This window comes from Pedobacter sp. GW821-FHT01D05 (assembly GCF_059422505.1).
Window position 1 is genome coordinate 595,167 of sequence record NZ_JBWKXA010000003.1, and the last position, 25,999, is coordinate 621,165.

The 25,999-nt window shown below is 38.0% G+C and carries 26 protein-coding genes; 20 read left to right on the plus strand and 6 right to left on the minus strand.

Translation table 11 applies throughout. From position 1 onward, the window contains the following. The first annotated feature begins 78 nt into the window (after positions 1-78). Positions 79-2,628: a thioredoxin-like domain-containing protein gene (locus tag AC07VK_RS14755; protein WP_492961379.1), complete on the plus strand. Its 2,550-nt coding sequence runs from the start codon at positions 79-81 to the stop codon at positions 2,626-2,628. Between the two features lie 237 nt (positions 2,629-2,865). Here the strand turns inward: AC07VK_RS14755 and AC07VK_RS14760 are convergent, their stop codons facing one another. Continuing rightward, positions 2,866-3,714 (minus strand): hypothetical protein, encoded by an 849-nt coding sequence (locus AC07VK_RS14760; RefSeq protein ID WP_492961381.1) that lies wholly within the window; start codon positions 3,712-3,714, stop codon positions 2,866-2,868. 347 nt (positions 3,715-4,061) lie between these two features. Here AC07VK_RS14760 and gcvP point away from each other — a divergent pair, with 347 nt between their 5' ends. Next, positions 4,062-6,938 carry an aminomethyl-transferring glycine dehydrogenase gene (gcvP, locus tag AC07VK_RS14765; RefSeq protein ID WP_492961383.1) on the plus strand — a complete coding sequence of 959 codons (2,877 nt, stop codon included), beginning with the start codon at positions 4,062-4,064 and terminating at the stop codon, positions 6,936-6,938. A gap of 438 nt (positions 6,939-7,376) precedes the next feature. Here gcvP and AC07VK_RS14770 read toward each other — a convergent pair whose 3' ends face one another. Beyond that, positions 7,377-7,691: an eCIS core domain-containing protein gene (locus tag AC07VK_RS14770; RefSeq protein WP_492961385.1), complete on the minus strand. Its 315-nt coding sequence runs from the start codon at positions 7,689-7,691 to the stop codon at positions 7,377-7,379. A 45-nt stretch (positions 7,692-7,736) separates the two neighbouring features. After that, complete coding sequence (locus AC07VK_RS14775; protein WP_492961387.1) at positions 7,737-8,186, minus strand: hypothetical protein; 450 nt, start codon at positions 8,184-8,186, stop codon at positions 7,737-7,739. A gap of 317 nt (positions 8,187-8,503) precedes the next feature. Between AC07VK_RS14775 and AC07VK_RS14780 the strand changes: the two genes are divergently transcribed. Beyond that, a complete protein-coding gene (locus AC07VK_RS14780) occupies positions 8,504-9,091 on the plus strand; it encodes a YceI family protein (protein WP_492952819.1) in 588 nt (195 codons plus the stop codon). Positions 9,092-9,315: 224 nt separating this feature from the next. On the opposite strand, the gene AC07VK_RS14785 is transcribed toward AC07VK_RS14780, so the two are convergent. Beyond that, positions 9,316-10,083 (minus strand): MBL fold metallo-hydrolase, encoded by a 768-nt coding sequence (locus AC07VK_RS14785; RefSeq protein WP_492961389.1) that lies wholly within the window; start codon positions 10,081-10,083, stop codon positions 9,316-9,318. Positions 10,084-10,195: 112 nt separating this feature from the next. Here AC07VK_RS14785 and AC07VK_RS14790 point away from each other — a divergent pair, with 112 nt between their 5' ends. The 12 genes from AC07VK_RS14790 (at position 10,196) to AC07VK_RS14845 (ending at position 19,865) form a co-directional block, all read left to right on the plus strand. Continuing rightward, complete coding sequence (locus tag AC07VK_RS14790; RefSeq protein ID WP_492961391.1) at positions 10,196-11,521, plus strand: sulfatase-like hydrolase/transferase; 1,326 nt, start codon at positions 10,196-10,198, stop codon at positions 11,519-11,521. Between the two features lie 102 nt (positions 11,522-11,623). Next, entirely contained in the window at positions 11,624-13,324 is a 1,701-nt protein-coding gene (gene recJ, locus AC07VK_RS14795; protein WP_492961393.1) for a single-stranded-DNA-specific exonuclease RecJ, read from the plus strand. 87 nt (positions 13,325-13,411) lie between these two features. Then, positions 13,412-14,152 carry an LPS export ABC transporter ATP-binding protein gene (gene lptB, locus AC07VK_RS14800; protein WP_057931148.1) on the plus strand — a complete coding sequence of 247 codons (741 nt, stop codon included), beginning with the start codon at positions 13,412-13,414 and terminating at the stop codon, positions 14,150-14,152. Between the two features lie 173 nt (positions 14,153-14,325). Further along, positions 14,326-15,843, plus strand: coding sequence for a GH3 auxin-responsive promoter family protein (locus AC07VK_RS14805; protein ID WP_492961395.1), 1,518 nt, complete (start codon positions 14,326-14,328; stop codon positions 15,841-15,843). A gap of 32 nt (positions 15,844-15,875) precedes the next feature. Next, positions 15,876-16,100: a DUF8507 family protein gene (locus AC07VK_RS14810; protein WP_227256344.1), complete on the plus strand. Its 225-nt coding sequence runs from the start codon at positions 15,876-15,878 to the stop codon at positions 16,098-16,100. A gap of 5 nt (positions 16,101-16,105) precedes the next feature. After that, the gene (locus AC07VK_RS14815; RefSeq protein WP_492961398.1) at positions 16,106-16,348 is read left to right on the plus strand and encodes a PIN domain-containing protein; all 243 of its coding nucleotides are present in this window, start codon (positions 16,106-16,108) and stop codon (positions 16,346-16,348) included. 235 nt (positions 16,349-16,583) lie between these two features. Beyond that, positions 16,584-17,210, plus strand: coding sequence for a DUF2306 domain-containing protein (locus AC07VK_RS14820; RefSeq protein WP_492961400.1), 627 nt, complete (start codon positions 16,584-16,586; stop codon positions 17,208-17,210). A 17-nt stretch (positions 17,211-17,227) separates the two neighbouring features. Next, positions 17,228-18,112, plus strand: a complete 885-nt coding sequence (locus AC07VK_RS14825) for a YARHG domain-containing protein (protein WP_492961402.1) — start codon at positions 17,228-17,230, stop codon at positions 18,110-18,112. A gap of 18 nt (positions 18,113-18,130) precedes the next feature. After that, the gene (locus tag AC07VK_RS14830; RefSeq protein WP_492961404.1) at positions 18,131-18,565 is read left to right on the plus strand and encodes a YkvA family protein; all 435 of its coding nucleotides are present in this window, start codon (positions 18,131-18,133) and stop codon (positions 18,563-18,565) included. Beyond that, entirely contained in the window at positions 18,546-18,866 is a 321-nt protein-coding gene (locus AC07VK_RS14835; RefSeq protein WP_492961406.1) for a DUF2752 domain-containing protein, read from the plus strand. The genes AC07VK_RS14830 and AC07VK_RS14835 overlap by 20 nt, the downstream gene beginning before the upstream one ends. Positions 18,867-18,874: 8 nt before the next feature. Continuing rightward, a complete protein-coding gene (locus tag AC07VK_RS14840; protein WP_492961408.1) occupies positions 18,875-19,354 on the plus strand; it encodes a CCC motif membrane protein in 480 nt (159 codons plus the stop codon). Between the two features lie 100 nt (positions 19,355-19,454). After that, positions 19,455-19,865, plus strand: a complete 411-nt coding sequence (locus AC07VK_RS14845) for a BrxA/BrxB family bacilliredoxin (RefSeq protein ID WP_029275606.1) — start codon at positions 19,455-19,457, stop codon at positions 19,863-19,865. Between the two features lie 312 nt (positions 19,866-20,177). On the opposite strand, the gene cdaA is transcribed toward AC07VK_RS14845, so the two are convergent. Both cdaA and folP read right to left on the minus strand, forming a co-directional pair. Beyond that, positions 20,178-20,969 carry a diadenylate cyclase CdaA gene (gene cdaA / locus AC07VK_RS14850; protein ID WP_086549174.1) on the minus strand — a complete coding sequence of 264 codons (792 nt, stop codon included), beginning with the start codon at positions 20,967-20,969 and terminating at the stop codon, positions 20,178-20,180. A 279-nt stretch (positions 20,970-21,248) separates the two neighbouring features. Beyond that, on the minus strand, positions 21,249-22,100 hold the full coding sequence (gene folP, locus AC07VK_RS14855; protein ID WP_492961410.1) for a dihydropteroate synthase: 852 nt from the start codon (positions 22,098-22,100) through the stop codon (positions 21,249-21,251). Positions 22,101-22,200: 100 nt separating this feature from the next. On the opposite strand from folP, the gene AC07VK_RS14860 reads away from it, so the two are divergent. From AC07VK_RS14860 to AC07VK_RS14880, 5 genes are read left to right on the plus strand one after another with little or no spacing between them, the layout of a single operon-like run. Then, a complete protein-coding gene (locus tag AC07VK_RS14860; protein ID WP_131032057.1) occupies positions 22,201-22,746 on the plus strand; it encodes a DUF1599 domain-containing protein in 546 nt (181 codons plus the stop codon). A 35-nt stretch (positions 22,747-22,781) separates the two neighbouring features. Continuing rightward, positions 22,782-23,933: a BT_3928 family protein gene (locus AC07VK_RS14865; protein ID WP_492961412.1), complete on the plus strand. Its 1,152-nt coding sequence runs from the start codon at positions 22,782-22,784 to the stop codon at positions 23,931-23,933. A 2-nt stretch (positions 23,934-23,935) separates the two neighbouring features. Beyond that, complete coding sequence (locus AC07VK_RS14870) at positions 23,936-24,991, plus strand: ABC transporter permease (RefSeq protein WP_492952832.1); 1,056 nt, start codon at positions 23,936-23,938, stop codon at positions 24,989-24,991. A 3-nt stretch (positions 24,992-24,994) separates the two neighbouring features. Continuing rightward, positions 24,995-25,441 (plus strand): DinB family protein, encoded by a 447-nt coding sequence (locus AC07VK_RS14875; RefSeq protein ID WP_492961414.1) that lies wholly within the window; start codon positions 24,995-24,997, stop codon positions 25,439-25,441. Positions 25,442-25,464: 23 nt separating this feature from the next. Continuing rightward, complete coding sequence (locus tag AC07VK_RS14880) at positions 25,465-25,968, plus strand: shikimate kinase (RefSeq protein ID WP_492952834.1); 504 nt, start codon at positions 25,465-25,467, stop codon at positions 25,966-25,968. Positions 25,969-25,999 lie beyond the last annotated feature (31 nt).

The window sequence follows — 25,999 nt, forward strand, 5'->3', positions numbered from 1 at the left end:
CTATCTGTTTTTTAACATTTTTTAAGGAATTTAAGTTTAAAAACTTGATACCTTCATGGTCTAATCTAAATATTAACCATGAAAAATCTAGCTCACCTCCTCACCCTTATTTTCTTCTTTCATGTATTTCCTTTAGCAGCAAAACCTATTGTACCCAAAAATCTCCATGGTTTTTGGAGTTATAAAATAACAAAAGTAGGGAACTGGAACGGCACATTAATTAATGATAATTATGTCGAGTATAATTATCGGATGTATAAAGTTGACAGTCTAAAAAATAATAATGGGACCTACAAAATGTGGCTCAATACAGGAGATAAAAACCCTTTAACCTTAGAAATTAAAACACCAAATGAAGGTAAATCCTTATTGAAGTTTAATAAGTGGGAAAAAGAGATTTCTTGTACATGGAGTGCTTCTGATCCTGACATTAAAATTTATAACAAAAGCGAAATCCCATCATACTATTTTGGAAAATGGGTGAGTACACCATCTCATTCCGATTTTTACATCACTGCCAAACATAAAATGCTTTATCAAAATAAGGAATGGGACATTGAATGGGCTGGCAACTACATGGATAAGGAAGATCGGTTTTTGTTGAAAGATAAAGATAGCTGCAGAATGGTTTATGTACATAAATTGGTTAAAGCATTAAAGGTAAACAGCCTTGAGGGACCGAAAATTTATTCCCCTATTGCTAAGAATCCCTTAGTATACCAATTCTTGGGTAATTGGATAAACGATGAAACCAACGCATGGCAGTATGGTTTTTTTGAAGACTTTGCGATCTACAATCAGCAGGTTTATCCCTATAAAAGCATCAATAAAAATGGAAAAAGTTTAAAAATTACGCTTCTTAAAGATGGCAAGGAGAGAAATATTCAATTTACAGCGAAAAACGATAGCATTGCCCAATTGGTCGACGAGCAAGGTAAAAGCGATGTATACCTGCTGAAAAAAGAATTTAAAGCCAGCAGTACAAAAGATGCAACAGCATTTAAAGACAGTCATTTTGCCAAAGTTGACACCGCAGTTATTACCGGTTATTTAAGAAACCCAACAAGTAATAAACCTTTTTCAGTTGGTTTTACTGATCATTTAAAAGATGAGCAGGTGAATTACTATGGCGATTTAGATAACAATGGTTTTTTTACGGTCAAAATTCCTTTATTAAATACTACTCAGGTTTTTTTAGACTGGGATAGGAATGGAGTTATTGACGTGATCGAACCAGGTGAACATTATTTTTATTTTGAAGATTTTAATATACAGGTTAGGAGTGCTATGGGCGATAATGCCGGTTTTCATAATGAATTACTGAATTACAAGTATTATGGCCCTTACTCAAGAATCACAGAGCGTGATTATAATGCCAGAAGAAATGCTGATTTATTATCTTTTTTATCCATCAGTAAGAATGAACATCAAAAAGCAATTGAATACCTGAATAAACACTTGGCAAAGTACCAAAATGCAAGCAACCGCTTTAAATATTTTGTGTCAGAAGGTTACAAGTATAAAATGGGATTTGATTTAATGCAGAAAAGATTTACCCTAAATCAAGAGAAGTTTCCGGAACCGTTTATCAGTTTTGTTAGCGATAGTTTGTATAAAAACAACCCACCTAAACCTTTTACGCTGGTTAGGGATTTTTCAATGTTTAAAAGAGATTACTTTGCTTATTTGGCGTCGAATGAACGAAATTCTGTTAAATGGGACGATGTGCTTGCTGAAATGATTTATTTAAAACAGATTCATTTATCAGGTAAGGAAAAGGAGGCGATGCTCGCTGAGATCGAATTGAATAAAATTGGGTCAACTAAAGACTCACTAAAATATATAGGGCTTTTGAAGGACTTTTCTCCTAAAAAACGAAAATTGGCAGATAGTGTAAGGAGGGTTTATAAACAACAGATTATAGAGCGGGCAGATCAAAAACTGGCTTTTAAAGTTTTTGATAAAGAATTAAGGGTGGCAAAGGGTATTGAAAACGAAGATTTGAGCGCGGGTCTTATAGCACGTGGTTTTTATAAATATTTTGAGGGTAAACATACTGCAATGCCAGATACTGTATTTGCGCGGTTTATTGGCGACTTAAAAAATGATTTTTATCGAAATGAAATTGAGAAGCTCCAGCTTAGTTACCAAAACATGTCGAAGGTTGATGTGGAATACAAGGAAAGTTTAAAGAGAACGGATCATTTAAAAGATGCAAAAAATGCAGATTCGCTCTTTGCTGAGCTAATTAAACCTTATAAAGGAAAAGTAATTTATGTTGACTTTTGGGGTACATGGTGTGCCCCCTGCAAAGGCGAAATGCCTTTTGTGAAACCGGTTAAAGAAGCTTTAAAGGGAAAAGATGTTGTGTTTATGTATTTCGCCAATAATTCTCCGGAAGAAGGTTGGAAGAATATTATTAAAGAATACGAATTGTCTAGTGAAAATGCCGTTCATTACCGCTTGCCAGAAACCCAGCAAAATATTATCGAGACCAGATTCTCGATAAACAGTTTTCCTACCTATATTTTAATTGATAAAGAAGGAAATATAAACACGATGAAAGCCCCACGACCAAGTGACAAAGCACAACTTGTGGCTGCCGTAAATACTTTGCTAACGAAATAACAAGCTCCTTGCGGTTGGCTTTTGTTGGCCGCAAGTATTGATTGGCATTTGCACCATACAACCTTTGCTTCTTGCAGTTTCCATTGTTTTTAAACCCGACAGAAGCAAAAATCCTTTTTGTTTGCAGCAAGCTTCAGTATGACAGGGAAGTAGCAAAAAGATTGTAGCGGATGGCGGGAACAAACTTGAATTTTAGCACAGCCATTGCTTTTCAAACCGTATGCTATGCAAAAATTATTACGAATTCTTTTTCCACAGATAGGTTTTAAGCTTTTTAAACAAATCTTCTTTTTTAGGCCTTTCCTTTCCGTTATGGGTTAAATTGTTGTCGTAATGGTTTAGCAGTTCTGCAGCATAATCTTTTTGAGGCTGACTACCTGATTTTAATACCTCGATAAACCGAATGGCGTTATGATTTAAGGTGCTGTTAAACGAAACGGCATAATACTCGCTCCGTTCAGACGGCTTTTTATTTTTATTGTTTTCCTCCGCGCCGTTTTCTGCAAAGTAATCGACGTGAAGAATAATCGGGTTTAATTTTTTCAATCTCTTAGTACCTTTGCGCTCGTTCCTCCATGGATGTTCTTTTTTATAAAGTTGCGCAAGCAGAAAATCTTTTTTCCAAAGGGTAATCTGGTGCGACATTAAATAATTTGACGCCTCATTATCGATCTCCGCAATATTAAATCCTTCAATAAAATTAGCGGTTTCTTTAGTTTTGTAAACACCAGAACTATGGAGTTTAACCTGTTGCCAATCGTTTTCAATGGCCTGTTCGAACAGCACTGTAAAGAATTTAGGATTTACGGGTTTGCTTAACCACATATCTTCCTGGAAATAGAGCACATATTCTTCGTCTATATTACCTAACAACGTTGCCAGGCGATCGGACCATTCGCCTTTGCCCGATTTGATGTTTGTAAAACCATTCACATCAGCGTTTTTTATTTCTGTAGCGAAATAATAATTGCATGGTATTTTAAAATCCCAGTTTTTGGAGAAAGTGTAATCAAAACCTTTATAAAGAAATTCATAACTGTCGCAGGCATGAACTAAAAGTGCGACGTTATTTTTATAAGTTGACATAAAAGAACACAGGGTAAGTAGGTGCTTTCAAATTTACGAAAATGCTTTCCTCCTTTCCTTTGGTAGCTGATATTTTACGTTGCGGCTGCTTATCGATTCGGCTCAACAGGATGCTAAAAGATTGAAGTTGACCATGGCGACAAACTTAAATTTCGGAACGGCCATCACTTTCCCAATAATGAGTTAATCAAATAAAAATGAACAAACGTTTGTCTTCTTATTTGTGCACAAAATCTACCTATTTTGTCGCTTTTAACGGCAAATAATACACCTTTTTTACACTGATATATAGCAAAATACAGCTTCGTTTTTGCTACCTTTGCACGCAAATTTATTATTCATACCGCATGAGCTTAAATATCCATTACAAGGAAGATTTTCAAAATCGTCATATTGCACCAAATGAGGCAGATACAGTCGAAATGTTGCAAGCTGTTGGCGTAAATTCTATTGATGAGCTGATTGAACAAACTGTTCCGACGGCAATTAGGTTAAAACAGCCATTAAATTTGCCTGCAGCGAAATCAGAAACTGAATATCTTGGTGCTTTAAAACAAACTTCATTGTTGAATAAAGTTTTCAAAAGCTTTATCGGACAGGGTTATTATGATACCATTACCCCGGGTGTAATTTTACGTAATGTATTCGAAAACCCAGGATGGTACACACAATATACACCATACCAGGCAGAAATTGCACAGGGCCGTTTGCAGGCTTTGTTAAATTTCCAAACGATGGTTATCGATTTAACCGGAATGGAAATTGCCAATGCATCTTTATTAGATGAAGGTACTGCTGCTGCTGAAGCGATGTTTATGCAATATAGCCTGCGTAAAAACCAGGCGGCTAAAAAGTTCTTCGTTTCGGAATTGCTTTTCCCTCAAACGATCGATATTTTAAAAACACGAGCTAATCCTTACGGCATTGAACTGGTTATTGGAAGTCATTTAGATTTCGTAGCTACTGAAGATTTCTTTGGTGCAATTGTTCAATACCCGGCAGGGAACGGTGAAGTTTTTGACTACAAAGACTTTGCATCGGAATTGCACAATCAAAATATTAAATTAACGGTAGTTGCCGATATTTTAAGCTTAACCTTGTTAACGCCTCCAGGCGAGTGGGGAGCTGATGTGGTAGTTGGAACTACACAGCGTTTAGGTATACCAATGGGTTTTGGCGGACCACATGCTGCATTTTTTGCCACTAAAGAAGAATATAAACGTAACATCCCGGGTCGTATTATCGGTGTAACGATTGATAGTCACGGCGATTATGCTTTACGTATGGCTTTGCAAACCCGCGAGCAGCACATCCGTAGAGATAAAGCAACATCAAACATCTGTACTGCGCAGGCATTGCTAGCTATTATGGCTGGCTTTTATGCAGCTTACCACGGTCCGAAAGGCTTAAAAGCAATAGCAGAGCGTACACACGGTTTGGCCATCAGTTTAGCTTCTACGTTAAAAGGTTTAGGCTTTGAGCAGTTAAACTCAGCTTATTTCGATACCATACGTTTCGATTTAGGCGATTTAAAAGGTGGTATCCATTCGGGATGTATCGATAACGAAATCAACTTAAATTATGTTGGTAACGTTGTAACTATTTCTTTCGATGAAACCAGCACTTTCGAAGATGTAGCTTTAATTGCTAAAATCTTTGCTAAAGTTAAAGCCATTGCTGCCGATCAGGTTGAAGTGGTAGAAAATGTAGAAACCGTTATCCCTGCATCGTTACAACGTACTTCGGCTTATTTAACACACCCAATCTTTAATCTGCACCATTCAGAGCACGAAATGTTGCGTTATATCAAATCATTAGAAGCAAAAGATTTATCGCTTTGCCACTCGATGATTGCTTTGGGTAGCTGTACCATGAAATTAAATGCGACTGCAGAGATGATTCCGGTTACCTGGTCTCACTTTGGTCGCATCCACCCATTTGCACCTGCCGATCAGGTATTGGGGTATTATTCAGTTTTTAATGAACTGGATAAATGGTTAAGTGAAATTACCGGTTTTGCCGCAATGAGTTTACAGCCAAATGCTGGCGCTCAGGGCGAATATGCTGGTTTAATGGTTATCCGCGCTTATCACCACGATAGAGGCGATTTCCACCGTAATGTAGCGTTAATTCCTGCTTCGGCACACGGAACAAACCCTGCTTCTGCTGCTATGGCCGATATGAAAATTGTCGTAGTAAAATCTTTAGAAAACGGTAACATCGATGTTGAAGATTTAAAAGCGAAAGCAGAATTACACAAAGACAACTTATCGTGTTTGATGGTAACTTATCCATCTACTCACGGTGTGTTCGAAGAAAGCATTATCGAAATCTGCGAAACCATCCACGCTAATGGCGGACAGGTATATATGGATGGTGCTAATATGAATGCACAGGTTGGTTTAACAAGTCCGGCTAATATCGGTGCCGATGTTTGTCACTTAAACTTGCACAAAACTTTCTGTATCCCCCACGGTGGTGGCGGTCCGGGTATGGGCCCAATCGGTGTGGCAAAACACCTGGTTCCTTACCTTCCAGGTCATGCTGTGGTTGATATTGATAAAGGAAAATCAATTTCTGCAGTTTCATCTGCGCCATGGGGTTCGGCTTCGATTTTGATTATCTCTCATGCTTATATCGCTATGATGGGTGCTGAAGGTTTAACCAACGCCACAAAATATGCGATTCTAAACGCAAACTACATGAAAGCGCGTTTAGAGCAACACTATCCGGTGCTTTATTCAGGTGCTCAGGGTCGTTGTGCGCACGAAATGATTTTGGATTGCCGTGCTTTCAAAGCTTTCGGAATTGAAGTGACCGATATCGCAAAACGTTTAATGGATTATGGTTTCCACGCCCCAACAGTTTCGTTCCCAGTTGCGGGTACCTTGATGGTTGAGCCTACCGAATCGGAGCCTAAACATGAGTTAGACCGTTTTTGTGACGCCTTAATAGCGATTAAAAACGAAATTACCGCAGTGGAAAATGGCACTTTAGATAAAACTGATAACCCGTTAAAAAATGCTCCACATACGGTTTCGGTAATTACCGCTAACGAATGGGATCATGCTTACAGCCGTCAAACAGCTGCGTTCCCGCTTCCATATGTGTTAGAACGCAAGTTCTGGCCTTCAGTTGGTCGTGTTAACGATAGTCATGGCGATAGGGCTTTAATCTGTGCTTGCCCACCGATTGAGAGTTACTTAGAAGAGATCGTTCCTTAGTAAGGTAGAAGGCGGGAAGGTTGAGGGTTTAGGGTTTTCTTTTCCATCGCCTTAATTACTCCAGATCGTCATTGCGAGGAGGAACGACGTGGCAATCTATTTAGAAAAATTTTGAGCTCAGGCTCGTGCCCTCACGAACATATTGATCTGCAAGTTTTATGAAATCGTTTCATAAAACTTGCAGATTTTTTTTTGGAAATGAATGTTAGGTTTTCATAGGGGAGTGCAGTCCTGCCATTCGCTTCAATCTTTTTGTAGCATCTGCTCTTCATTATCGTCATTGTGAGGAGGTAAGACGAAGCAATCTTTTACTGTAAGTGCAAACAAAAAGGATTTCACTGCTGTCAGGTTTAGGATAAAAAGTTTGAAGTTCAAACCAATTAGGCGGGAGCAATATTTACTTTGGGTAGAAGTTATAAGCAACTCGGACACCTACGATTAAGTATTGGTTGCTTTTGCCCCCATTTCATCGGCTTCTTTTTCTAAACTATCATCACTAACATTTATGTTGGGTTTTAATGGTGCTGTTGGTTTAACCCTGCCTTGTTTTTGCTGCACTACATGCCATGCCTCATGCGGTAAATGTTTTTCCTGATCGGCAGCCAAATGAATATCAGCACCCTTGGCATAGGCTAAAGCATTTAATTGTGCAGGTTTATCTGAATTCGTGTGTACTTTCACTCCATCCATTGAAATACCTGAAAGTGCTTCAATGCCGTTTTTTAAATTATCGGGTAAATTTTTCTTGGCCATGTTTTTTTTGCCGATTTTAATATCACTACAGATTCAGCGTTCTTCCTATTTGAATAAACCTTCAGAATTAACATTGTAGCCTAAAACTTTAATCTGGTCGTTTTCTGCGGTTAAGGTAAGGGTTTCTTTTGCCTGAAATTTTGTCCTTTCTACAACATAATATAGTACATAATTTGCAGATGGATTTGAGCCTCTGATCACTTTCGTTTCCCAATGATCTAATTTTTTGCTTTTTATCTCGCCCAGCTTATTAACAGTCCCGGTTAAATAGTCATTTAATTTTTGCGTACTGGTTACTGCTTTAAATTGATTGCTAAGGATCGGACTTAATTTTTTCAAATCTTTTTGCTGAAGTAGCGCATAAAACTGATCGGCTACTTTCTCCCCTTCTTTTTTATCTTCTTCGCGGTTTAAATAAGCACTATTGAAATTACAGCCTGTTGCAATAAATAATAAGCTGAATAAATATAATGAGGCGTAAATTTTATTTTTCATGAGCGTCTGATATTATTTTCTAAATATAGAAGATTATTTTTTCTATGAACAGTATAGAATAAAATTAAGCATGATAGGTAGGTAGCAAATGTTTGCATTTTTTAGGCGATGCCAAGGAAGCCCTCTACCTTAAACCTTCCGCCTTCTACCTTTGTATATCACATTAAAAAGTAAACAAATTAAACCATTGCTATAATTATGCAGTCAATAGAATGATTTTAAATAAATCCGATTATTTTTGAAAAAACTTAACATAGGTCAATAACAAGAGATCGGGAGTTAGTCTATATTTGTATCAAATTTTAAAAAACCAGAAAATGAAATTAAAAATTAGCTCAATTTTTTTATTAGTGGCAGTTGTAGCACTGTCAGCTTTTAAAAACCCAACTAAACCAGTAACTTATACTGTAGATGCAGCAAAATCGACCATTACTTGGGTTGGTAAAAAAGTAACAGGTTCTCACAATGGAACTGTAGCTTTACAATCAGGTACCTTAGCCGTTAACGGTAAAAGTGTAACTGGTGGTACATTTGTAATTGATATGACTTCAATTAAAGATGCTGATGGAAGCGCTAAATTAGAAGGTCACTTAAAAGCAGACGATTTCTTCGGTACAACTAAATTTCCAACTTCAACTTTCGTAATTACTAAAGTTGCTGGTTCAGGAGCAAACGTAACGGTATCAGGTAATTTAACCATCAAAGGCATCACTAAGCCATTAAGTTTCCCTGCAACAGTAACTGTAAATGCAGATGGTACAGCTTCGGCTTTAGCAGGTAAAATCGTTGTTGATAGAACTAAATATGACATCAAATACGGTTCTAAATCATTCTTCGATAGCATTGGAGACAAAGCAATTGACGATAACTTCGAATTAGCTGTTAAATTGGTAGCTAAAAAATAATTATTTCCGTCTCGGAAAAAGGAAAAGCCTCGGCATGTGTCGAGGCTTTTTTTGTGCCAGCTGAAGCAGGCAACAATAAATGATTGGTAAGTAAATCAGGTGATGATGAATTTCATTGTGGTTAGGCTTTAGCCAACCACAATTTAAGCAAAATAATAAATCGGATTTTTTAACTTATACTAAATCCACTATTGGTCTGTTTCCCCTAAAACCTAAAACCTAAACTACCTAATCTTAAATCCGCCTTCAATAGCATCAACAAAACCAGTTGCTGCGCTTTTACCATGGTAGAACAAACACTCCCAGTTTTCTTCGGCTGCTCTTTTACCAAATTCTTTGCGTAATTCCATCGCTTTGCGGCCATCGAAATCGTATTTGGCAATAAAATTTTTAACCAGTTCTTCAGGTTCAGGCAGTACATCGCCACCAAAAAATACCTTTTGTTTACCTTCTGTTAAAAGGAAAATCTGGTGGTTAGGGCAGTGCGCACCTGTAAATTCGTAAGCAATGGTTTCATCCAATGCGCCATCGCCTTCTACAAATTTTAATTGTGCGTTACGCTGAACAAAATCGAAAATATCGGTATGGTAAGAAGATGAAGTGCTGCTAAATGCCGTTTCCCATTCGCCACGGTTAATCACATATTCCGCATCGGGGAAACTGAGTTCAACTTTATCATTTCCCTGTTTATGGATCATACCCCCAGAGTGGTCGTAATGTAAGTGCGACATTAATACCTTGGTTACATCGGTAGGATCGAAACCTGCATTGCGGATATTTTTATGCAGAATCAGTTCGCCATGGTCATCGCTAAATCCTAAACCAGTGTCGAAAAGAATCAGATCATTCTTCAGTTCAACTAAAAATGGCTGAACATTGATAAATAGTGATGCGGGTCTATCTTTAAAGTTATGTATAGTGGGGTCGAAAGGAACAAATTTCTTTGTCGCATCAACAGAATAGGTGCCTTCGAATAGGGTGTGGACTTGCAAAATGTAGATCTTTAATGTTTCTACAAAGGTAACAATCTAAACTTGAGTATTTGTTTTGGTAAAAGCTTGGATACTTCCTTTTTTTGTAAAATATGATACTTAAATTTCAGGCATGAATCTCCGAATCTTAATTTTTCTGCTGGCTTGTAGTTTTTCGATACAGTTAAAGGCACAGCAAAAACCAAATGTAATTATTGTACTGGCTGATGATATGGGTTATGCTGATATTTCTTGTTATGGAAGTCCGCTGATTAAAACACCATTTTTGGATGGAATGGCTGCTAAAGGAATAAAAGCTACAAACTTCGTAACCACTTCACCAACCTGTACACCGTCAAGGGCATCATTGCTCACTGGAAGATACTGTAGCAGGATGGATTTGCCATGGCCAATAGGTCCGGGCGATAAACGTGGTATGCCTGAAGATGAAATTACCATTGCACAAATGCTTAAACAATCAGGCTATGCCACCGCACTGGTGGGTAAATGGCATTTGGGTGATCATGGTGTTTCGCTGCCAAATAAAAAGGGATTTGATGAGTTCTATGGCCTTTTATATAGCCACGATTACAGAGCGCCTTATGTTAAAACCGATACGACAATCAAGATATTTAGGAATACCAAACCAGAGATCTATAAACCACATGATAGTATTTTAACAAGTTCTTACACCCGCGAATCGATCAAATTCATTAAACAAAGTGCTGCGGCTAAAAAACCGTTTTTTCTTTACCTGGCGCAAAATATGCCACACCTGCCTGTAGCTTTTGCAGCGCAAAAAAGTAGAAGAACACCTTCGGCAGGCGGTGAGCTGGGTGATGTGATCGAAGATATGGATGCCGGTTTGGCTGCAATCTGGAAACAGGTGGTCGCATCAGGGCAGGCAGACAATACCGTTTTTATCTTCACAAGCGATAACGGTCCGTGGATTAACGCACCACAGCGCATGTACGACGATGGTTTTACCAAGTTCTACCATGTGGGCTCAGCTGGGGTTTTTAGAGGATCGAAAGGAATGTCATACGAAGGTGGCCACCGTGTTCCTTTTATCGTGTACTGGAAAGGGCATACCCTTAGCGATACGCAATTAACTAAACCCATTTCAAATTTGGATGTTTTTCCTACGCTGGCCGAGTGGACCAAGAGCAAATTGCCTGCAAAAGTATACGACGGTGAATCTATTTCAGCCCTGCTAACCAGTAAAAACAATGCTAAACCTCACCGCCCGATCTATTACCACAACTATGTTTTGGAAGGTGTAAAAGATGGCGACTGGAAATTGAGGATTACCAAAAAGGATAATAAAGAACTTACTGAGCTTTATAATTTATCATGGGATCCGGCAGAGCGCGTAAATTTGGTTGATGATGCAAAATATGCTGACCAGAAAGCACACTTGATAAAACTTTATCAGGCCTATCCAGGAAATTCGAGGTAAAATTTAACTTTTTGTTTTTAAAGGTTTTGTTCGCCAACCCATTAGATATTGCCTCCATCATATCCAATTAAAATGTATATTTACTGTTCGGAGACAGAATAAATGGAAAAAAGATGGGTGCTGGCATCAGATTGCAATGATGCTACGGTAAATAAAATAGCAGAACAACTCAATATAGATCGCTCACTTGCACAGATACTTGTGCAACGGAATATCTGTGATTTCGATCAGGCAAAAGATTTTTTTAGACCCGATCTGGATCATCTTCACGATCCTTTTATCATGAAGGATATGGATGTTGCTATTGCCCGTATAGAAACCGCATTGGCCAACCACGAAAAAATACTGATCTATGGCGATTATGATGTAGATGGTACAACTTCGGTTGCACTGGCTTACAGTTTTTTTTCGCAGCTCACTAAAAACATCGAATATTATATTCCCGATCGCTACTTAGAAGGCTACGGCATTTCTACTGCAGGAATAGATTATGCTAACGAAAACGGTTTCTCTCTCATCATTGCATTAGATTGCGGAATAAAATCTATCGATAAAATTGATTACGCCAATACTTTAGGTGTCGATTTTATTATCTGCGATCACCATTTGCCAGGAGATGAATTGCCGCGGGCTATCGCCGTTTTAGATCCTAAACGTGCTGATTGCGCCTATCCTTTTAAAGAACTGGCCGGTTGCGGTATAGGCTTTAAACTTGCACAGGCATATGCGGAAAAACATCAGCTCCCTAAAGATACTTATCTGCAATATTTAGACCTGGTAATGGTAAGCATAGCTGCCGATATTGTTCCGGTAGTGGGCGAGAATAGAATTTTAGCCTATTATGGCTTAAAAAAGCTAAACTCAAATCCATGCGAAGGTTTACGTGCCCTGATGGAAGTTTCGGGCAAAACCGAAAACTATAGCATTACCGATGTGGTTTTTACTTTAGGTCCGCGGATTAATGCCGCCGGACGGATAGACCATGCTAAACATGCAGTTGCCATGCTGCTTTGCCAGGTAGATGGAAACGCATTGGAGCAGAGTGAACTGATTAACCTTAAAAATACTGAGCGCAAAACATACGATCAGGACATTACCCGCGAGGCTTTGGCTTTAATTGGCGAAAGTGATATTTTAATCAATAAAAAAACTACCGTCGTTTTCAACGAGAACTGGCATAAGGGGGTAATCGGAATCGTAGCTTCACGTTTAACTGAAAAATATTATCGCCCTACAATCGTATTAACAAAATCTAACGGACATGTAGCTGGTTCCTGCCGATCAGTAATTGGTTTCGATCTGTATGAGGCTTTAAGCGGTTGTGCCGATTTACTGGATCAATATGGCGGGCATAAATTTGCCGCAGGTTTAACCATGCAACAACATAATGTAGATGCCTTTGCTGATAAGTTTGAAGAAATTGTATCGGCCAGTATTACAGAGGAATTGCTTACACCGATGATCAGGATTGATGCCGAAATCGATCTGGCACAGATTGATGGTAAATTCTATCGCGTTTTATCTCAGATGGGACCCTTCGGACCCGAAAATATGGCGCCTATTTTTGTTACCCACAATGTATATCTCGCACAGCACGCCATGGCTGTTGGTCAAAATCATTTAAAAATTAATATAAAACAACAAAATTCGCCTATTTTTGAAGGCATTGCATTTGGGTTGGCCGAATTTCAAAATCTTTTACAACCAAAGGTACCGTTTTCGGTTTGTTATACGTTAGAGGAAAATGTGTGGCGTGATAAGAAACGTTTGCAATTAAATATTAAAGGAATAAAAGTTAATTAACTATAAAATAATCGTCATGCTGAACTTGTTTCAGCATCTAATTAGAAAGGTCCTGAAATGAATTCAGGGTGACGAATGAATCAATATATGATATTAAGAGCCGAAAATCTGGTTAAAAAATATAAGCAGCGTACTGTTGTAAACAATGTTTCTTTTAACGTAAGCCAGGGGGAAATTGTTGGTCTTTTAGGCCCGAACGGTGCCGGAAAAACAACTTCCTTTTACATGATTGTTGGTTTAATTAAACCAAACGAAGGCCGCATTTTCTTGGAAGAAGAAGATATTACAGAAGATCCGATGTACCGCAGGGCGCAAAAAGGAATCGGTTATTTAGCCCAGGAAGCATCTGTTTTTAGAAAACTTACCGTAGAAGATAATATCCTGGCCATTTTGGAAATGAGCAAATTGACCAAGGAAGAACAGCGTGATAAACTCGAAGAGCTCATCAATGAGTTCAGTTTACACAAAGTACGTAAAAACCGCGGCGATTTATTATCAGGTGGCGAGCGCCGCCGTACCGAAATTGCACGTGCCTTAGCCGCCAACCCTAATTTTATCTTATTGGATGAACCCTTTGCAGGGGTAGACCCCATTGCGGTAGAGGAAATTCAAAGTATTGTTGCCAAACTGAAACATAAAAACATAGGCATTTTAATTACCGATCACAACGTACAGGAAACGCTTTCCATTACCGATAGGGCATATCTGCTTTTTGAAGGAAAAATTTTAGAACAGGGTGTTCCGGAGGTGTTGGCTGAGAACGAGATGGTAAGAAAAGTTTATCTTGGATCGAACTTCGTACTGAAACGCAAGAAATTTGATGTTTAATAAATTAATCACCAACAAAAGTATTTCTGCCGACAAACAAATTCTAATTTGGTGTGTTGCCTAATCGCGATGTTAAAACAAACTGCTATAAAATTATTTACGCTGTATAAAAATCTGTGCTTATCTGTGAAAATCTGTGGTAAAATGAAGCTCATTAATTTTAACATTTAAAAATGGCATTTGTAAATTCAATTTTTACCTGGTTAATGAAAAAGCGGATCCACCAGATCGAGCTTTTTATGAAATATCCGTATGATGTTCAGGAAGAGTGGTTCCATAGCTTGATTGATAGTGCCGAAAATACCGAATGGGGCAAACTGTACGATTATAAATCAATCTTAACTCCACAGCAATACCAGGAGCGTATTCCTATCCAAAACTACGATACGCTGAAGCCTTACATTGAGCGTATGCTTAATGGCGAACAGAATATTCTATGGCCATCCGATATCAAATGGTTTGCAAAATCATCAGGTACTACGAGTGATAGAAGTAAATTTATTCCGGTTTCTCCGGAATCGTTAGAAGAGTGCCATTTTAAAGGGGGCAAGGATATGCTTTCTATTTACTGCAATAACCGTCCTGATAACCAGATGTTTACCGGAAAAGGTTTAGTGTTAGGTGGCAGCCATCAGGTTAATCAGTTAAACGAAGATTGTTTTTATGGTGATTTATCTGCCGTGCTGATCAAAAACCTTCCCATCTGGGCTGAATATTATCGCACGCCTGATATGTCTATCGCATTGATGGACAATTACGAAATCAAAATGGATAGAATGGCCGAGGCCACCATCAACGAAAATGTAACAAGCATTTCTGGTGTGCCAACATGGACTATTGTACTGGCCAAAAAGGTACTCGAACTCACAGGGAAGCAGAATTTACTGGAAGTTTGGCCAAATCTTGAATTGTATATCCATGGTGCAGTAAATTTCGCGCCTTATCGTGAACAGTTTAAACAGCTGATTCCGTCCGATGGAATGTATTATCTGGAAACTTATAATGCATCGGAAGGATTTTTCGGTATTCAGGATCAGGATAATTCAGAAGAAATGTTGCTGATGCTGGATTATGGCATTTTCTATGAGTTTGTTCCGATGGAGAATATCTGTGAAGAAAATCCTAAAGCATTATTGCTGGGCGAAGTAGAGCTGCATAAAAATTACGCTATTGTTATTTCTACAAATGGTGGTTTATGGCGTTATATGATCGGCGATACCATTCAATTTACCTCACTTTCTCCTTATCGCATTAAAATTACCGGACGTACCAAACATTTCATTAATGCATTTGGCGAAGAAGTGATTATCGACAATGCAGAACAGGCCTTAACCAAAGCATGCCAGGAAACCGGTGCTGAAATTAAAGATTATACCGCCGGACCGATTTACTTTAAAGATGAAAAAGCTGGTGGGCACGAGTGGATCATAGAATTCGATAAACAACCTAACGATTTTGAAAAGTTTGTAGATATTATGGATCAGACTCTGCGTGAAGTTAATTCCGATTATGATGCCAAACGTTTTAAGGATATGGCTTTAGCCCGTCCTAAAGTACACAATGCACCTGCAAATACCTTTTATAATTGGTTAAAAGCGAAAGATAAACTTGGCGGGCAACATAAGGTGCCACGTTTAGCCAATGAGCGTAAATATGTTGATGATATTTTGGAGATGATGAAATCTTCTTAGCATATTATTGATTATATTTGTTTTAGTTCACAATGAAAAATATGGAAGCGACAGGGAAATTGACAAATGTTCAGCTAGAGCTATTAAAATTATTTCAATATAATTTACCCGACAATCAATTGAATGATATTAAAGAAATGTTGACCAAATATTTCGCAAAATCGGCATCTGATGAAATGGATAAACTCTGGGATGAGAAAAATTGGGATGAAAATACAATTGAATCTTGGAAAAATGAACATTTAAGAAAAAAGTAGCATTAATGAAAGTTGTACTAGATATTAATGTACTTCTTGTCTCAATTCCTAAAAAATCAAAATATAGGCCGATTTTTGACGCTTTAATTAGTGGGTATTTTCAAGCAGTAATTAGTAACGACATTCTTTCAGAATACGTCGAAATTTTAGAACAAAAAACAAATTTTCTTGTAGCAAGTAATATCGCGGAGTTGTTACTAAATCTTAAAAATGTAGAAAAAGTTGACATATATTTGAGTGGAAACTGATTTTATCTGATTTAGATGATAATAAATATGTGGACGCCTATGTGTGCAGCAATGCTGATTATATTATAACAAATGACCAGCATTTTAAGATCTTAAAACAAATAGAATTTCCCAAGGTTAATCTCCTAACAATCGATGAATTTCTACCAATAATCGAAGAGTAACGCTACTCAATATGAAAAACATCCTCATCTTTTTATTCTTAGGATCATGAGTTTACCGTTTAACAGAATAAATGAAAAGCATCAGCTATAAACGTGTAGCCTGGCTATTGTTTTTTGCCTATTTCTTTATGTTAATGGTGCAGATTACTTTACGGTATATCCCACTGAATAGTGAAGTGTCTTTTCTACAGATCAAACAGACTGAAGTATCAGGAATCAAAGCCTATCTTCCCATATTTTACATCCATGTCTATAGTGCCATATTTGTACTACTGGCTGGTTTTACACAGTTTAATCCTAAAATTTTAGCTAAATATCCCAAAATACATAAATGCTTGGGCTACTTGTATGTAGGCTCCGTATTGTTACTTGCCGCGCCGTCTGGTATTTTTATCGGCTGGTTTGCAAACGGAGGATTAATAGCTAAAACCTCATTTATCATTTTAGGCATTTTGTGGTTCTGGTTTACCCTAAAGGCGATTCTGGTTATTTTAAAAAGAGAAATAATAGCCCATAAAAAGTTTATGTACCGTAGTTTTGCTTTGGCAACCTCTGCGATAACTTTAAGGCTATGGAAAGTTATTTTAGTATATTTATTTCACCCGGCACCAATGGATGTTTACCAGATTATTGCCTGGTTGGGCTGGATACCCAATTTGTTAATCGCCGAATGGCTGATCAAAAAGAAATTTACTTGACCCTAACATATATACCGATGAAAAAAATCTTATTATTCGCGCTCATTCCCTTTTTGATGCTTTCATGCAGAGATACCAAAAAAACAAACAAAGAAAAAGCAACAAGCATTGCACAGCAGGAAATCCATAAGGAACTTTATGGTTTTTGGGTTGGCGATTTTTACACAACAGATGAGTTAGAATACGAAGGAGATATGTCTGATGCGGTTAAAAAACTGAATATCAACATAAAAAAAATAACTAAAGATACGGTGATTGCGCAAAGTGTGGTTTCTGGCAATAGCCGCCCACTATTGGGTAAAATATCAGAAGATGGTGGTAAAATTACCTTCGTTCTGGATGAACCTGGTACAGATAAATACGATGGGAAATTTGAAATCACCCTTGTTGGCGACACCTTAATTGGTAAATGGAATGCTTATAAAAAGGAGCTGAAATGGCCGGAAAAAGAATTTAAATTATTAAAAAAGGCTTTCGAATATAATGCAAGCCGCATGTTGCCAACAGAAATGGAATATGTAGACTGGAGCGACCACAAAATGGTAGCGCAATTAGATACCCTTGAAGATGGAAGTGTAGATTCGTTAGGCGCAAATACTTTTTACAGAAGCGCATCTGAACAGATTTTTAAATTAAATGCATCAACAGCCCTGTTAAAGGAAGAAGATGTGAAGAATTTAAGAAAGCTTGATCTGCAGATTATAAAAAACACCATTTTCGCCAGACATGGTTATGCCTTTAAAAAACAAACTTTTAGAAATTTTTTCGATCCCGTAGAATGGTACGTGCCTGTTAAAAACAATGTGGATAACGATTTAACGGCTATCGAGAATAAAAATATTGTACTATTGGATCGCTTTACCAAATATGCCGAAGACAATTATGATGCTTTTGGCCGTTAATTTGTAATACAGTTAACTATGAAATTGAATAGGGAGAAAATACTAGGTTTCTTTAAAAAATCGCAAAGCAAAGCTTCGGTAATTCTAAGTGATAAAACAAAAGCCAGCAACACGATTAAAGATGCATTAGGAAAGGCAGTAACCAATAAAGGTGATCTGGAAGGTGTTTGGTCGAAACTGGTGCTGTTGTTTGCCGTATCAAAAGATTATGTGAACGGCGATTATACCGAAATTCCGAAAAGATCGATCGTTGCTATTTTGGGAGGCTTGGTCTACTTCTTGTCTCCAATAGATGTGATCCCTGATTTTGTACCTGTTTTAGGTTTTGTTGATGATATCTATATCTTAAACCTGGTGTATAGGCAAGTGCTTAAAGATCTGGAAAAATATAAAGTTTGGAAAGATGCACAGATCAAAATTATTGGCGATATAGATGGCTCAACCGCAACATAGTTTTCTCGATTGGATAGGGGAGCATCTTTTCAGTTGCCCCTTTAAGACACATTTTGGATTCGATTGCCCAGGCTGTGGTTTACAACGGTCGGTTCTGGCGTTATTTCGGGGCGATTTAATCGCATCATTTAAGTTTTATCCCGCAACAATTCCACTCATTTTTGTGATGGTATTTACCATAGTTCACCTTAAGGTCGATTTTAAGTTTGGGGCACAGCTGATAAAAATCGTTTTTGCAAGTGTTGCAGTAATTATTTTAATCAATTACATTTACAAAATATACACTCACCAATTGATCTAAATATAGCCATGTCAGAAGAACAGGAAACTCCTCAAGAAAATAAACCGATTGATCTTTCAAAAGATAAAAATCCAGAACCTGCACCATTTGCGCCATTAGGCAATGGTCCGGTAACCCCACCACCATTTCAGCAACCACCACCATTTGGACAGTTTGGAGGAGGAGGTTTTGGTCAGCAGAACCTGCCAAACGCTACAGCTTCGCTAGTATTAGGTATTTTAGCTATACCCGCATGTTGCTTTTATGGGATATTTGGGTTGATTTTTGGTGTAATTGCTTGGGTACTAGGTGCTGGTGATATGAAAAAGTATCAGCTTAATCCAGGTTTATACACTGAATCATCGTACAAAAATGCTAAAGCTGGTAAAATCTGCGGAATGATTGCAACGATTTTAAGCGCACTGATGGTGCTTATGTTTATACTTATCATTGTAGGTGTGGTTGCAAATCCACATATGTTCGAAGAGCTTTTAAGAGATCTGAAATAAGCTAAATTTAATTTTACCTTAAAAATATAAATCGAATGGTGCATGCCATTCGATTTTCTTATTTTTGTAACATTGAAATTGTAAATAAAAAACTAAGATAATGTATCCAGAATATTTAGTAGAGCCAATGCGTAAGGAATTAACTAACGTAGGTTTTCAAGAATTAAAAAACGCAGAAGACGTAGATCAAGCGATTAAAGGCGAAGGAACTGTGTTGGTCGTGGTAAATTCGGTATGTGGTTGTGCGGCAGCAAATGCACGCCCGGCGGCCAGAGCAGCAGCAGCACACGAGAAACACCCTGATAAATTGGTTACTGTTTTTGCAGGAATGGAAAAAGAAGCGGTAGATCAGGCAAGAAATTACATGATGCCCTTCCCTCCATCTTCTCCGGCAATGGCATTATTTAAAGATGGTAAATTGGTTCACATGATCGAGCGTCACCAGATTGAAGGCCGTCCGGCACAAATGATCGCGGATAACCTGATCGGTGCTTTTGAACAATACTGCTAAAAATTGATTACACGGATTATTGGATTATACCGATAAGAAGGTAATTTAAATGATAATGAAATGGTGAGTGGAAACATTCACCATTTTTGCGTTTTGCTATTTTGTCATCCTGAATGTAATGAAGGATCTAATCACCTGGTCTTGGGGAGACGCTAAGACTAGAGAGTATTATTGGGTATTTATGAGGATGATTATTTTTTACTGGGTGGTTATTCTGCTGGATCGTCATGCTGAATTTATTTCAGCATCTATCTGCTATTAAGACCCTGAAATGAATTCAGGGTGACGATACCAGTAAATTCTAACTATACATTAAAAATCTTTATTCAGCAGTTTCTCCAGCTCTCCGAAAGAAACATTCATCCTTACTCTACCTTGTTTGGCGTACGATATCTCTCCGGTTTCTTCTGATATAATTACTGCAACGGCATCGGTCGTTTCAGAAACACCAATACCAGCACGGTGCCTTAAGCCAAATTGCGAGGGTAACTGGTCGTTATCCGTTAAAGGTAAAATACAGCTTGCACTTTTAATTTTGTTCTCCGAAATAACTACGGCACCATCATGCAGCGGACTGTTTTTTTGAAAAATGCTCTCTAATAAACGTTTCGATATTTTAGCATCAACAAGTTCGCAGCTATTGGCGAAAAACTGTTCGTCGTAAAATTTAACAAATACCATTAATGCACCTGTGCGTGTTTTCTTCATGCTTTTACAGGCATCAATAATTGGTTTTATACGGGTTAAATTATTCCTTTCAATTTCTTTTCGGCCAAATAAATATCCCCACCAGGCTTTATTCTTTTGCAAAAAAGCATTTTTTCCGATCAGCAAGAGGAAACGCCTGATCTCTGGGTGGAAAATTACAATCAGCGCAATGATCCCCACACTCATAAATTTCTCGATGATGGCTGTAAGCAGCTTCATGTGCAAAGCATCAACAACGCGATAAAATATGGCAATGATCAGCATACCAACCAGCAAGTTAACAGCTAGCGTATTGCGGATTAGGGTATAAACGTAATAGATTAAAAGCGCCACAAGCACAATGTCTACCACGTCGGTAATGGTGAATTTTACGAAATCAAAATCTAATCCTTTCATCAATGGCAAGATAGCAAAACGGTTTTCAGTTTACAAGCAAGATAGGTTAACTGTTTAAATTGGTTAATTGTTTTTTTAGGATCGTCACCCTGAACTTGTTTCAGGGTCTTTACCTAAAAATAGATGCTGACCACGAAGTAGCTATTAGGCCTTTAAAACAATAAAAACTGCTAATAAAACAAGTTCAGCAGGACGAATCTAAGGAGAGGCGTTATCCTGAATTCATTTCAGCATCTAATAACAAATAATTATCCAATGGTATTTTCTTACAGCAGCAGCTTAACCCAGCATCCCAACTAACTTCACACACTCCACCGCTTCCTTAACATCATGTACCCTTAAAATGCCAGCTCCTTTTTGTAGCGCAATGGTATTGAGTACCGAAGTTCCGTTCAGGGCCTCTGCTGCTGAAGTTCCGAGTGTTTTATAAATCATTCCTTTACGCGAGAAGCCCACTAAAATGGGAAGTTTGAAAATTTTAAAGGCCTCCAGCTGTTTAAGCAGTTCGTAATTATGCTCGATTGTTTTCCCGAATCCAAAACCAGGGTCAATAATTACATCGTGAACATGAAGCGCCTTAAGCGCTGCAACTTTTTTAGCCAGGTAATCAATTACTTCCAATAATACATTGGCATAAACAGGGTTTTGCTGCATATTTTGTGGTGTGCCCTGCATGTGCATCATCATATAGGGTACCTGTAATTTAGCCACTGTTTCGAACATCTGTTCGTCCATATCTCCAGCGGCAATATCGTTAATGATATGCGCGCCGGCAGAAATCGTTTCTTCTGCTACTTTTGCTCTGAAGGTATCGATAGAAATAACCGCTTCGGGAAATGCTTTTACCAAACTTTCCACCACGGGCACCAAACGGTCAACCTCTTCACTGGTAGAAATGTCTTTAGCGCCAGGTCTTGATGAGTATCCGCCGATATCGATAAATGCAGCGCCTTCATCAAGGAACTGGGCTGTTTTGGTTAAAGCTTCGTCTATTGATTTTGTGCGGCTGTTGCTATAAAAAGAATCGGGGGTGATATTTAAAATACCCATCACTTTTGGACTGCTTAAATCGATAAGCTTACCTTTAATATTTAAGCTTTGTTTGGGCTCAAAAAAGTTTTTTTCTGCCATAATAAACCCTTTCGGGATTTGGGTTTCGCTTTAAAAATGTATCTTTAGCTTTTGTTTTTTTCATGACAAAAATACACTAAAAACTAAATAATTATTGGCTTTGGCACAAACAAATACCTCTACCGAATTTGATGAAGTGATTGCAGTTTGCAGATCATTATTTTTAAAAAAGACTAAAGATTATGGCACTGCATGGCGGATTTTAAGACCAAGTTCGATAACCGATCAGATTTTTATCAAAGCACAGCGCATCCGTACCCTTGAAGAAAAAAAAGTAAGTAAGGTAGGAGAGGGGGTGATATCGGAGTATATCGGAATTGTAAACTATTGTATTATCGCTATGATGCAGCTCGAACTGACCGAAAGTGATCCGAATGAGATGCCCTATGCCGAAGTAGAAAAACGATTTGAAGAAAAGGTAACGGAAACTAAAGATTTAATGTTTGCCAAGAACCACGATTATGGCGAAGCTTGGCGCGATATGCGCATTAGCTCATTAACCGACCTGATTTTAATGAAAATTTTTAGGGTTAAACAGATAGAAGATAACGAAGGACAAACCCTGGCTTCAGAAGGTGTTAATGCGAATTATCAGGATATGTTGAACTATTCGGTTTTTGCATTGATCAAACTTGGGGTTAAGTAAATGCATAATAGCCTTTAAAAAATAGATACATACAGATGCGAAACATACTTTTACGATTTTCCAGGATTTTTGTCGGTGCTTTATTCATATTCTCAGGATTGATCAAAGCAAACGATCCGCTTGGCTTTGGCTATAAATTACAGGAGTATTTTGAAGTTTTTCACATGAATTTCCTGAGTGGAATGGCCACTGGTATTGCCATTTTACTTTGTACTTTAGAAATTGTTCTCGGTGCCTTATTGCTATTGGGTTTCTGGAGTAAAAAGGTGGCCTGGGGTTTATTACTTCTCATTATCTTTTTTACCCTGTTAACATTTATATCTGCAGCCTTTAAAGTAGTTACCAGTTGTGGCTGTTTTGGCGATGCCATTCCGCTCACTCCATGGCAGTCGTTCAGTAAAGATCTGATCCTTTTAGCGCTGATCATTGTTATTTTCCTAAACAAGAACCTGATCCAGCCTTTATTTAAAAAAGAAGCCACTCAAAGAAATATTGCCATTGCAGTGACGGTTATATCTTTAGGTTTTGGTTTGTATACTTACAATGTTTTGCCGATTATCGATTTCCTGCCTTATAAGGTTGGTGCACATCTTCCATCACTAATGGTGATCCCTCCGGGAGAAAAACCGGATGAATTTGAGATCATGTATCACTTAAAGAACAAGAAAACGAATGAAGAGAAAGATATGAGCGATAAAGCCTATCTTAAAACGGAAATCTGGAAGGATAACAATTGGGAAATTATCGGTGAACCGGCAAAAAGACTGGTTAAAAAAGGTTTTGAACCTAAAATCAAAGATCTGAACATTACTGATGCGTCGGGCACCGATTATACCAAGGAACTGATCGAAAACCCTTATTATAATTTGATTTTTGTAGCTTATGATCTTCATGCTGCAAACGAGGGCGCCATCGGTAAACTAAACGCATTGGCTTTAAACGCTACGCAGCAGTTTAATATCCGCACGGTATTGCTTACGTCCAATTCGGCTCAGGATGCGCAGGCTTTTATCAAAAAGAACAACCTGTTTTCGGAGGTTTTTTATGCTGATGCTGTACCTTTAAAAAGTATGGTAAGGGCAAATCCTGGCGTTTTATTGATGAAAAACGGAGTGGTAATCAATAAATGGCATTTTCATAACGTACCCACTTTCGACCAACTCAGCCGGAAATATTTCGATAAATAAACATGATCGGATACGCATTAAAAAAACTGATGTATGGGCTGCTGGTAATGGGCGGTGTAATATTGGTTGTTTTTGTGCTGTTTAATATTTTACCTGGCGACCCTGCACGGATGACGATGGGGCAAAGGGCCGATGTACAATCGCTCGAAGCCGTTCGTAAAGAATTTGGTTTAGACCGATCCAAACCTGTTCAGTTCGTTTTATACATTAACGATTTATCGCCAATTAGCATTCTAGATAATGATAGTACCAATCAACAGAAATATCATTATGCAAAATTGATGGCTTTTGATAAAAAAGCCCTGGTGATAAAATGGCCTTATCTCCGCAGTTCTTACCAGACCAAGCGCGATGTAACAGCTATACTTTCCGAAACGGTACCAAATACTTTTATCCTGGCTTTAACAGCGATGATTTTTGCAACAATAATCGGTGTGTTTTTGGGTGTGCTTTCAGCGGTTTATAAAGATTCGTGGATTGATAAATCGGCCAATGCATTTGCCATTCTAGGCATATCAGCACCTTCTTTTTTTGCAGGGATTATTATTGCCTGGCTGTTCGGCTTTGTGCTGAGCAATTATACAGGTCTAAAAATGAGCGGAAGCTTATATTCTTACGATCCCTTTAATGGTGAAGTATTAACCTTAAGAAACCTATGGCTGCCGATGATTACCCTTGGTTTGAGACCTTTGGCGATTATTGTACAGTTAACCAGAAGCGCAATGCTGGATGTTTTGGCGCAGGATTATATCAGAACTGCCAGGGCAAAAGGCTTAAGTAGAAATGCCATAATTTATAAACACGCTTTAAAAAATGCCCTGAACCCTGTAATTACGGCTATTTCAGGGTGGTTTGCCTCTTTGCTTGCGGGTTCTTTCTTTGTAGAGTACATTTTCGGCTATAATGGATTGGGCAGAACAACAGTGACCGCTTTAGAAATGTCTGATTTTCCGGTGGTGATGGGATCTATTCTTTTTATTGCTTTCGTATTTGTAGTCATCAATATTCTGGTTGATATTTTATATGCTTATGTCGATCCAAGAGTTAAATTAAGTTAGGTTATGCGCGAAGAAGAAATTATAAACTATACTGAGCTTGCCGATCAACGCATCATTGAAATATTTAAGTTTGCAACAACTGAAATGCCCGATGCAGAGCGATTGTTTAGCCACGTACTCAATGCGCAGCATATTTGGGCGCAACGGATTTCGGGTAAGAAGCCACTTTATGGTGTTTGGGATATTCATCATAAGGAAAACTTTGAAAGTATTGCCGCTGAAAATTTTAAGTTGATTAGGACGGTATTGAAAGACAATACATTAGATAAAAAGATTTTGTACAGCAACACACAAGGTGCTCAGTACGAAAACCGATTAGACGAAATTTTATTTCATTTAATTAATCATTCTACTTATCATCGCGGACAGGTTGTAACTTTATTGAAAAAAGAAGGTTTTACACCACCTGTAACCGATTATATTATGTTAAAACGCGACAATCTATTATAAGGTCTAAGCAAAAAGAGAGATACATGAAGATTTTCCTTATCGGATATATGGGCTGCGGCAAAAGTACAAAGGCAAAACAGTTGGCACATCGTTTAGAATGCCCTGTAATTGATCTTGACGCCGAAATTGTTTCAAAAACGGGTAAAAGCATTGCCGAATATTTTGCCGAATATGGAGAAAGTGGCTTTAGGGATTATGAAAGCGAAATGCTTAAAACCTTCGATTATCCAGAAACCTGTGTGGTAGCTACTGGAGGCGGATTGCCGTGTTTCTTCGATAACATGGAATGGATGAATGCAAATGGTGAAACGGTTTACCTGCAAATGGAGCCTGCTGCATTGGTATCACGTTTACATAACCGCCAAAAGCGTCCGTTGATTAAAGATCTGGACGATGAGCAGCTTTTAGAATTTATCAAAATAAAACTTCAGGAACGTGATCCTTTTTATACCAAAGCTAAATTAATTGTAGATGCATTTGATCTGGATGGCGAAAAGTTAGAAGAAGCCATTAAGAACAATCGATAGTCTGGAGTCCTTAGTCTCTAGTCTTTACTCG